Origin of the sequence: Phenylobacterium sp. LjRoot225, from assembly GCF_964252855.1 — a bacterium.
GTDB lineage: Bacteria > Pseudomonadota > Alphaproteobacteria > Caulobacterales > Caulobacteraceae > Phenylobacterium.
This window is the reverse complement of the sequence record NZ_CAXUPL020000003.1, coordinates 63,913-73,065: the sequence shown is the minus strand read 5'-3', so window position 1 is coordinate 73,065 and position 9,153 is coordinate 63,913. Positions and strand designations below refer to the sequence as shown.

Here is a 9,153-nt window from a genome sequence, read left to right as displayed (position 1 = left end):
GAGATTGGAGCTCTGGCTTTCGGCTTGGTCAAGGATCGCGCCGGAGGCGCGACCGCTACGCGGCGGCCCTGCGGGCCGTCCTTGAGCAAGCCGAAAGCCAGAGCAAGCCTGCCCCCATGCACTTAAGGGCCGTTCTTTCGCGGGCCGGCCTGATCCTGTGCAGCCCGCAGCAAAAAGGGCCGCCTCGCGGCGGCCCTTCGCAGTCTCGGAGACTTGCCCTGCGCTTAGAACGGCAGGTTGTAGAGCTTGACCGCGTTGGTCTCGAGGACCTTCTTCTTCACGCTGTCGTCGTAGCCGCCCAGGGTGTCCATGATGTGGTCCTGGACGCCCGGGTAGAGCGAGGTCGGGTGCGGGAAGTCGGTCTCGAACAGCACCTTGTCGACGCCGATGGTTTCCAAGAGCAGCTTCGGGCCGACGCTTTCGAACCAGTAGGTGCACCAGAAGTGGTCGCGCCAATAGTCCCACGGCCGGCGCTGCAGGATCTTCGACTTCGACGGCAGCATCTCGTCGAACTGGTGCTCCAGCGCTTCGAGGGCGAAGGGCACCCAGCCCATGCCGCTTTCGATCAGGCCGATCTTCAGCTTCGGGTGACGGTCGAGACGGCCGCTGACGATCCAGTTGCCGAGCGTCGCGGCGTTGCCGATGGAGAACATGGTGGCGACCACCGACAGGGTCTGCTCGAAGGCGAAGCCTTGCCAGGTCAGGGTGTTGGGATCGATCGCCGCGTTCAGGTGGAAGTTGATCGGCGCGCCGGAGGCTTCACACATCTCCAGCAGCGGGGTGAAGTAGTCGTCGAGGAAGGACGGCAGGCCCAGGCGTTCCGGGGTGTCGGGCAGGACGAAGCCCTTGATGCCCATGTCGAGGCAGCGACGGGCCTCGGCTTCCATGGCGGCCTTGTCCCACAGCGGCAGGTGGCCGAGGGTGAACAGGCGCTGGCCGGACTCGACCTGCCGTTCGGCGGCCGCGTCGTTGTACATCTGCAGGATGGCGACGCCGAGTTCGTTGTCGCCCAGCGACATCAGCGAACCGGCCTGGGTGACGCCCGAGTTCTGGTAGCAGATCTGGGCGTAGACGCCCATGTCGTCCATCGCCTGCAGCCGCGCCTTGGTCTCGATGGCGCCGGGGTGGCCTTCTTCGAGGGTCGGGAAGGCCAGGCGGCCGAGCAGCTTGTTGTTGTCCTTGCGGATCACGTTGCCGCCGAAGGAGCCGAAGTCGCGGTCGCCCACGAACCACTTGTCGACGCCGTTGACGCGGCGGCAATAGGGGACCTTGTCCTTGAACTTGGCCGGCGCGCGCGAGGTGAAGAGGTCGGGCGCCTCGGTGATGTGGGTGTCGCAGTCGACGATCTTGATGCCGGCCAGCGCCGGATTGAGCCCGGTCGACTGGGTCTTGTAGTCGACTTCCCGGATCACGCCGCCCGGGGTGTAGCCCTCGGCGCTCCAGTACTTCTTCGCGGACTGTGCGAGTTCAGTGGTGTTGTCGTCAGCCATGACTTCCTCCTAGGCTCGGCGCGGGCGCCACGGCCGCTCCGGGCCCAGTCGCTCACGCCGTTGTTCCATGACAGGCGCCCTTGCGACGCTCAGACCTTCTGCCCTGGGGCCCGGTTCGCCGGTCTATCCCAGAACAGAATGGGTCGCGACGACGACCGTTCCGATCGACGTGCGGCCCACACCTGCCCTTACCAGACCCATATTGACTCCTGCGGCCTTGACCGTCTCCCCGCTGACGGCCATGTTTTGTGCAGCAACGGCCAAACGGCCGGATCGAGACGCCCGATGCTCGCAAAGCCCTTCCCCGACCAGCCCATCAATCCGTTCGTGACCTTGGTCGATCCGGCCCACCGCCCCAGGGCCGGGGCCATCCCGCAGGACGACTACGACCTCGACACGCCGTGGCACAGCCACGACATGCACCAGCTGCAATACGCCTTCGACGGCTCCATCGAGGTGGAGGACCGGCAGGCCAGCTATCTGTGCCTGCGGACCCGCGCGATCTGGATCCCGGCGGGCGTCGTCCATCGCACCAGCCTGCATCGCGTCCGGTCCGGCTCGGTCCTGTTCTCGCCGGACATGATCCCCGAGGCCGGCGATCGGGTTCGCATCATCCAGGTCTCGCCCTTGATGCGCGAGATGGTGGTGGGCGCCATGCGCTGGCCGTTGACGCAGCCTCAGGACGAAACCGGCCAGGCCTATTTCGCGGCGCTCGCCAACCTGTGCTCGGAATGGATCAAGGAGGAGGCGCCGCTCCAGCTGCCCACCACGCGGGAGCCCCAGCTGGAGGCCGCGATGTCCTACACCCGCGCGCATCTGAAGGATGGCGACGTCGCCTCGGCCTGCGTGGCGGCCGGCCTTTCGGAGCGGACCTTGCGGCGGCGCTTCCGCAGCAGCTTCGGCATGAGCTGGGACGAATACCGGCGCCGGGCGAGACTGATCGCCGCCGCAGCCCTGCTCAGCGACGCGCGCACGCCGATCGGCGACGTAGCCGCCGAGGTGGGGTTCGAAAGCCAGAGCGCCTTCGCCCGGGCGTTCAAGGACCTGACCGGGAAAAGCCCGCGCGAATTTCGTCCCCGCTAGACGTCGATACCGCCCATCGGCGGGCCGCCGTCGATCGCGAGCGTCTGGCCGGTGATGTAGGAGGCTGCGTCGCTGGCGAAGAAGAGGATGCCGCTGGCGACCTCGTCCGGCCGGCCGGGCCGGCGCAACGGCGTGCTCGTCGCGGCCGCCTGGGGATCGAGGCCCGCCACCTTCCAGGCCTCGACGGCGCGCTCGGAGGCGACCAGGCCCACGGCGACGCAGTTGGCGCGGATCCCGTGGGGACCCCATTCCGCCGCGGTCACCTTGGTGAACATCTGCAGGGCCGCCTTGGCCGAGGCGTAGTGGGCGCCGCCCTTGACCCCGTTGATCCCGGCCGCCGAAGAGACGTTGACGATCGCGCCCGACCGCTGCGCGATCATGTGGCGGCCGGCTTCCCGGGTGCAGAAATAGGCCGAGCGGACATTGAGGTCGTAGCTCGCGTCCCACCCCTTGGTGGGCAGGTCGGCGAGCGGCCCCATGCGGGTCCCCCCGGCGTTGTTCACCAGGATGTCGATCCGGCCGAAGGCCTCGAGCGTGCGCTCGATCAGGCGGACGCATTGCGCCTCGTCCTTCACGTCGGTTGGAACCGCGAGGCAGCGGCCGCCGGCGGCCTCGCCGATCTCGGCGGCCTTTCGCGCCAGTTCGTCGGCGGAGCGGCTGGCGATCACCACCTGGGCGCCGTGCTGGGCCAGCAGCTTCGCCGTGGCCGCGCCGATGCCGGTCCCGCCGCCGGTGACGATGGCGACGCGGCCGGTGAGGTCGAGGAGGTTTGGGGCGAGGTCAGGCATTATCGCGGCCTTCAGCGGTCGCCGACCTGCATCAGCGCCCCGCCGCTCGCGGCGGAGGCCCGGATCGCGTCCAGCACCTCCATGGCGGCGACCCCGTCGGCGAAGGTCGGCAGCGGGACCGCGCTCGACGGCGTCCGCCCGTCGACCGCCGCCCGCAGCGCCTCGCACAGGCGGGTGTAGGGGCCGAGCTCGAAGTGCGAGAACCGCTTGCGGGGATCGTCGCTGTCCGCTGGCGGGGGCGGCGGAAGTTCGAGATCGGCGGGGATGGGGAGCTGGCGGACGCCGTCGCGATCGGCCAGCCAGACGTCGGCGCCCTCGACCCACACCGTGCCCTGGGTTCCGGCCACCCGGACCATGGTGGCGGACGGGCCCCAGGCGGCCGCCGTCTGCTGCACGACGCCCTCGGCGCCATTGGCCATCCGGAAGCGCAGGACATAGGAGTCCTCCGCCACGCTCTGGCGGGCGGAGACGATCGTCAGGGCCGCGCTCAGCGAGGCGAAGTCGCCCAGCCAGGTGCGCACCTGGTCGACGATGTGCGACCCCTGGGCGCCCAGCCAGCCGCCGCCGGCCTCGGGGTCGAACCACCATCGCGGCATCTTCGCCTCGGGATCGGCGATCATCGGCATGTACTGGCTGAGCGTCATGAACCGGGGCTCGCCGATCAGCCCATCGGCGATGGCGCGGGCGACGATCGCGCGTTCGGGCAGCCAGCGGAACTCGTTGCCGATCAGATGGGTGACCCCGGCGCGTTCGGCCGCGGCGAGCATGGCGCGCGCTTCCGCGACATCCTTGGCGAACGGCTTCTCGCAGATGACGTGGCAGCCGCGAGCCACCGCCGTCAGGGTCAGCGGGCCGTGGCTGTTCGGCGGGGTGGCGATGGTCACCGCCACGGCGCCGGTGCGGGTGATCGCCTCGTCGAGGTCGGTGAAGGCCTGGGGCACGCCATTGGCTGCGGCGCGCCGGGCGGTGCGTTCGGGATCCGCGCCCACCAGCCCCGCGACCTCGAAGCCGGCGGCCCGCAGAGCCGGGATATGGATGCGACAGCCGAAGCCGGTGCCGACCACCAGGGCGGCGGGCGGGGCGGAGGCGTTTGTTCCAGTCATCAGCGTTCACTCATCAAGGCGCGCACGTGGCGCGCGAGATCCATCGCCCAGCTCAGGGGGTCGTCGAGGCTCAGGCCCAGCTCCGGCCTGTCGAAGTGCTCGACCGACAGCAGGCCGCGGTAGCCGAGCGCGTCGAGCCGGCGCAGCACGGCTTGGAAGTCGACGACGCCGGTCGGGTCGTCGACGTGCAATTGGCTGCAGCCGGGCCGGCCCTGCCGCAGCTGGATGTGGTCGGCGAACTGCAGCATCTCCAGCGGGTCGCCGCCCCAGTCGGCGACATGGCCGGTGTCGACCAGCAGCCGCAGGCCGGGGACCTCGGCCATCATGGCGCGGGCCGTCTCCACCGAGTTCACCACCGAGCCGGCCCAGGGCTCCATCAGGCAGCCCGGCGCTTCGCGGAACTTGCGCACCGCCAGCTCCCATCGCCCCTCGCCTTGCGACGGCGCGGGCGTTGTCGTGCGGCCGGGCTGCGGCCCCGGCGCCGCGGTGAAACAGCCCACCGGCAGGGCGAGCGTCTCCGGATCGACGCCGAACCGCACGTCGATGTGCTCGAACCCGAGGTCGTGCGCCCGCACCGAGGCGCGGACAGAATCGTCCGGGTTAAAAGCATGTTCGACGACGCCGAGCGGATAGCGGGTCATCCGGGTCAGCTCAGCGCCACGTGGACCTTGGTCTCGGTGTTCGGTCCGCGCAGCATCTCGAAGGTGGCGGGCAGCTGCTCCAGCGAGACCGTCGAGGAGATCATCCGCGCGGGGTCGACGCGGCCGGCGTGCAGGGTCTCGGCGGAGTACTGGAAGTCGCGCAGGGCGTAGCCGACCGGGAAGCCCAGCTTCACCGCCTTCAGCGCGGCCATCGCCGGCATGATGGTGTCGGGATCGATGCAGAAGCCCAGCGACAGCACCTGGCCATAGGTCCGGACGTGGGCGATCGCCTTCTGGATGATGCCGGGGACCCCGACGCATTCGAAGACGATGTCGGGCGATCCGCCCAGCGCCTCGCTGACCTCGGCGACCTCGGCGTCGCCGGACTGGACGAAGGCGTCGGCGCCCATCTCCAGCGCCAGCGCGGCGCGGCGCTCGGACCGCGAGGCGGCGACGATCCGGCCGGCGCCCAGTCGCCTGGCCCAGTAGATGGTGGTCAGGGCGACAGCGCCGCCGCCCAGCACCAGCACCTTGTCGCCCGGCCGCATCGTCGCGAGCCGCAGCGCGTGCAGCGACACCGCCAGCGGCTCGACCAGGGCGCCGTCGGCCAGCGACAGCGTGCTCGGCAGCTTCACCGCTGCGGAGGCCGGCGCCCTCAGGTATTCGCCGTAGCCGCCGAACACCGGCTTGGTCTCGTGGCAGAGCACCGGATTGCCTTCGGCGCACGCCGCGCAGTGGCCGCAGCCCACCGACGGCACCGCGGTGATGATGTCGCCGGTCCTGAAGCCCTCGACGCCGGACCCGACCTCGACGATCTCGCCGGAATATTCGTGACCGAGCACCGTGCCGGGCTGGAAGTCGAAGGCGTGCCCGGAGGTCAGGTGCAGGTCGGTGCCGCAAATGCCGCAGCGGTGGACCTTCAGGATCACCTCGCCCGGGCCGGGCTTGGGATCGTCCAGGGTCTCGATCGCCAGCGGCTGGCCGGCTCCCTTGAAGACGGCGGCCCTCATCGGATGGTCTCCTTGGCGGACTTTGGCCTCAGGTCGAACTGGTCGATGTAGTCGCCGAAGCGTTCGCGGATCTCGTCCTCCGTGAGGCCGAATTTCGTCACGTCGTACTGGTGCTGGCCGTGGGCGCGCTCCGGATCGTCGGCGATCCGCTGCCGCATCGCCGCCTCGACCTGCGGCGTGAGCTCCAGGCCCAGGAAGTCGTAGATGTCGCGGACGACGCCCATCGGGTCGCGGTGGAAGTCGCCATGCACCACGTCGACCACCTGGTCGGGATGGAGCTGGCGCGTGCGTTCGGCGTCACGCATCGCCTTGGCCCATTTCTCGGTCTCGCGGATCCCGAGGATCTTCGCCCACAGCACCTCGCGGCCGACCTCCATGACCGGGTGGTTCTTGGCGAGCAGGCCGCAGAGCGAGGGCACCGCCTTGGCCGGGTCGCGGTGGGTCTGGATCACCCGCGCGTCGGGGAAGGTCTCGAACAGCAGGTCGAGGTTGGCGATGTGGCCGGGGTTCTTGAGCAGCCAGGGCTTTTCCGGCTCGCCGCTGCCGATCAGCTGGAGCACGCGGCGGAAATACAGATAGGCCGGCCGCTCGCTCTGGGTCCGCCACCAGACGTCGTAGCTGGCCGACGACCAGGCGCAGGTCCAGATGTTCGACATGAAGCTCTGGCCGAGCACGCCCAGGTCTTCGTCGACCTCCTCGGCCACCATGTTGTGCGCGGCGCGCATGTCGGGCGTCGCGGCGAACCGGGCGTTGAGCCGCTCCACCGCCGCCTGGAACAGGGGGTGGCCTTCCCAGGTCTCCCGCGGCGGGCGCGGCATCGGGGCGTCGATCAGCCAGCCCTGTAGCCCCTGGAACTGCGGATCGACCGCCATCAGCTTGTGCAGGGCGGTCGTGCCCGTGCGCGGGATGCCGGTGATGACCACGGGCGCCTTGACCGGGTGGCGATCGAAGCCCGGGTTCTCCGCCATGGACCGGATCGCCGAGGCCCGGGCGGCGAGGGTGCGCACCACCATGCCCCAGGCGATGCGGCGGCCGAACTCGGTGAACACCGGGTCGTAGTCCATCGACTGCAGCAGGACGCGCAGTCCCCAGCGATAGTCGTCGTCGCCGAAGTCCGACGCCCCCGCGTCGCGGGCCGCCAGCTCGTGCGCCAGGTCGAAGGTGTCGGCGAAGGTGTCGGGCGGGGCGAAGCCCGCCTCCAGGGTCATGGTCATGGCGCGTCGCTCACCAGCGACGGCGGCGCTGGGCCGCGCGGATGCGGGCGCGCAGTTCGGCGTCGCGTTCTTCGGGCGTGACCGTCGGCGTGTCCGCCGGCAGGTGTTTGCGCAGCTCGGCCAGCGGGACCCGCTTGATGATCGGGGTGGGATTCGAGTCGCAGTCGTACCAGCGGCCGTAGATGGTGCCCTGCTTGAAGCCGGCCGGATCCAGCCAGTTGGGGACGCCCGGATCTTCCAGCGCGATCACCGCGCGCAGCTTGCCGTCCGAGCTGATCTTGGCCATCGCGCCGTTGGTGCTCGACAGCCGGTAGACGTATTCGACGGCGTTGAAATAGGGGTCGTTGAGCTGGATGTTCCAGTAGGGCCGGACGTCAGGCAGCTCGGTCTCGATGATCAGCGCTTCGCCGTCCTCCAGTTCGAACACCGCCGGCCAGTAGACCTGTTTCGACAGGGCGCCCTGGTAGCGGACCGGCTCGAAGACGTTGATCCCGACGCGCTCCTTCACCCCGTTCTGCATGGCGAAGAACAGCTTGGTCGCCCGCCCCGGCATCTTGGCGATCTGCCGGATCCGCTCGAGGATCTCGTCCGAGGTGAGACGCGCCTTCAGAGGGACCTTGTCGAGGCATTCGATCGACAGGTCGGGATTGCGCTCGCCCGCCCAGTCGTAGCTGCGGAAGCGGACCATCATGACATTGGCTTCGGGCGCCAGCTTCGACCAGTTGCCGGTGTAGCCGGCGGGGCGCTCGGTGCTGAAGATGATCTCCAGCTCGCCATTGGGTCCGACCTGCAGGTCGCGGTCGTCGAGGTCGTTGTAGCCGCCGACCTCGGAGACGTCGTCGATCATCCCCGAAATGCCGCGCTGGGTGTTGAAGGTGACCATCTTCACCGTGCCGCGGTCGCCGGACACCCGATAGGTCAGGTCTCCGCGGATCGGGGCGTAATAGTAGATATCGTCCGGGTTCGGCTGCAGCGTGTAGACCGGGTTCCACAGCGGCGACCAATCGGGGTGTTCGGCGTCGGCGTGGAAGTAGGCGAAGTAGCCGTACGACAGCATCATCATGATCTGCCGGTACATGTCGGCGCGATAGTCCGGGTCGTCCGGACGCCAGCTGTTGGCGATCTGGCTGAGCGCCTCGTCGACGCCATCCTTCAGGTAATCGAGAATGTTCGGGGCGATCTGTTCGGCCATCGTCGGTTCTCCACCGGGCGGGTCATGAGCTGTTCGGAGTTGCGCGCTTCGCGCGGAGATCAGTTGCTGGGCGCGGTCTCGAAGAACTGCAGCCCGCCCGCCTCAGGCAGGATGTACTCGAGGAGCTGTCCGAAGCCGGGCGCCTCGACGATGATCGCCTTTAGGAAGCCCGGGACGTCGGTGCTGTGCAGCACCTTGAAGCCCGCCGCGGCGATCTCCTCTTGCACCGCGTCCCAGGCCTCGGCGGTGGGAACGTAGTAGCCCAGGTGATGCGGGGTGATGGCGAAGCCTTCGGCCGGAAGGCCATGACGGAAGACCTCCGAGCCCGGCCCTTCGGCCCACAGCAGCTCGTACATGACCCCGCCCGCCCAGCCGATCCGCATACGGATCTTGCCGCCGGCCGCGAGGTCGCCGTCCATGCTGCGAAACTCCTTCACCCCGAAGCGCTCGCCGAACAGGGCGAGGGCCCGGTCCAGGTCGGTGGTCGCATAGGCGATCTGGAAGTGGTCGTTGCGGAACAGTCCCGAACCGTAGGTGGCGTCGGGCCGGCTCAGAGCCTCTTTCATGGTCGTCATCCTCCCGAGCGGCGTTCGGCGCCCGCTCACGTCCTTGTTAGATAGTGAATACTATCT

9 protein-coding genes are annotated in these 9,153 nt (G+C 69.1%); 1 reads left to right on the top strand and 8 read right to left on the bottom strand.

Translation table 11 applies throughout. The annotated features are described in order from the left end of the window. Positions 1-224: 224 nt before the first annotated feature. Positions 225-1,490, bottom strand: a complete 1,266-nt coding sequence (locus tag ACSQ2B_RS15445; protein WP_436051166.1) for an amidohydrolase family protein — start codon at positions 1,488-1,490, stop codon at positions 225-227. Between the two features lie 285 nt (positions 1,491-1,775). Between ACSQ2B_RS15445 and ACSQ2B_RS15440 the strand changes: the two genes are divergently transcribed. Continuing rightward, positions 1,776-2,573 (top strand): AraC family transcriptional regulator, encoded by a 798-nt coding sequence (locus ACSQ2B_RS15440; protein ID WP_436051164.1) that lies wholly within the window; start codon positions 1,776-1,778, stop codon positions 2,571-2,573. Here the strand turns inward: ACSQ2B_RS15440 and ACSQ2B_RS15435 are convergent. Genes ACSQ2B_RS15435 through ACSQ2B_RS15405 form a run of 7 tightly spaced genes read right to left on the bottom strand, consistent with a single transcriptional unit; the run spans position 2,570 to position 9,087 of the window. Further along, positions 2,570-3,361 (bottom strand): SDR family NAD(P)-dependent oxidoreductase, encoded by a 792-nt coding sequence (locus ACSQ2B_RS15435; RefSeq protein WP_436051162.1) that lies wholly within the window; start codon positions 3,359-3,361, stop codon positions 2,570-2,572. The genes ACSQ2B_RS15440 and ACSQ2B_RS15435 overlap by 4 nt on opposite strands. A gap of 11 nt (positions 3,362-3,372) precedes the next feature. Next, the gene (locus ACSQ2B_RS15430; RefSeq protein WP_436051160.1) at positions 3,373-4,464 is read right to left on the bottom strand and encodes a Gfo/Idh/MocA family protein; all 1,092 of its coding nucleotides are present in this window, start codon (positions 4,462-4,464) and stop codon (positions 3,373-3,375) included. After that, a complete protein-coding gene (locus ACSQ2B_RS15425; protein ID WP_436051158.1) occupies positions 4,464-5,105 on the bottom strand; it encodes a sugar phosphate isomerase/epimerase family protein in 642 nt (213 codons plus the stop codon). The genes ACSQ2B_RS15430 and ACSQ2B_RS15425 overlap by 1 nt, the downstream gene beginning before the upstream one ends. A 5-nt stretch (positions 5,106-5,110) precedes the next feature. Next, on the bottom strand, positions 5,111-6,115 hold the full coding sequence (locus ACSQ2B_RS15420; protein WP_436051157.1) for an alcohol dehydrogenase catalytic domain-containing protein: 1,005 nt from the start codon (positions 6,113-6,115) through the stop codon (positions 5,111-5,113). Continuing rightward, positions 6,112-7,329 carry a sulfotransferase family protein gene (locus tag ACSQ2B_RS15415; RefSeq protein ID WP_436051155.1) on the bottom strand — a complete coding sequence of 406 codons (1,218 nt, stop codon included), beginning with the start codon at positions 7,327-7,329 and terminating at the stop codon, positions 6,112-6,114. Before ACSQ2B_RS15415 ends, ACSQ2B_RS15420 begins: the two co-directional genes overlap by 4 nt. Before the next feature lie 10 nt (positions 7,330-7,339). Further along, a complete protein-coding gene (locus ACSQ2B_RS15410; RefSeq protein ID WP_436051154.1) occupies positions 7,340-8,521 on the bottom strand; it encodes a hypothetical protein in 1,182 nt (393 codons plus the stop codon). A 59-nt stretch (positions 8,522-8,580) separates the two neighbouring features. Then, positions 8,581-9,087 carry a VOC family protein gene (locus ACSQ2B_RS15405; RefSeq protein ID WP_436051153.1) on the bottom strand — a complete coding sequence of 169 codons (507 nt, stop codon included), beginning with the start codon at positions 9,085-9,087 and terminating at the stop codon, positions 8,581-8,583. Between the last annotated feature and the right edge of the window lie 66 nt (positions 9,088-9,153).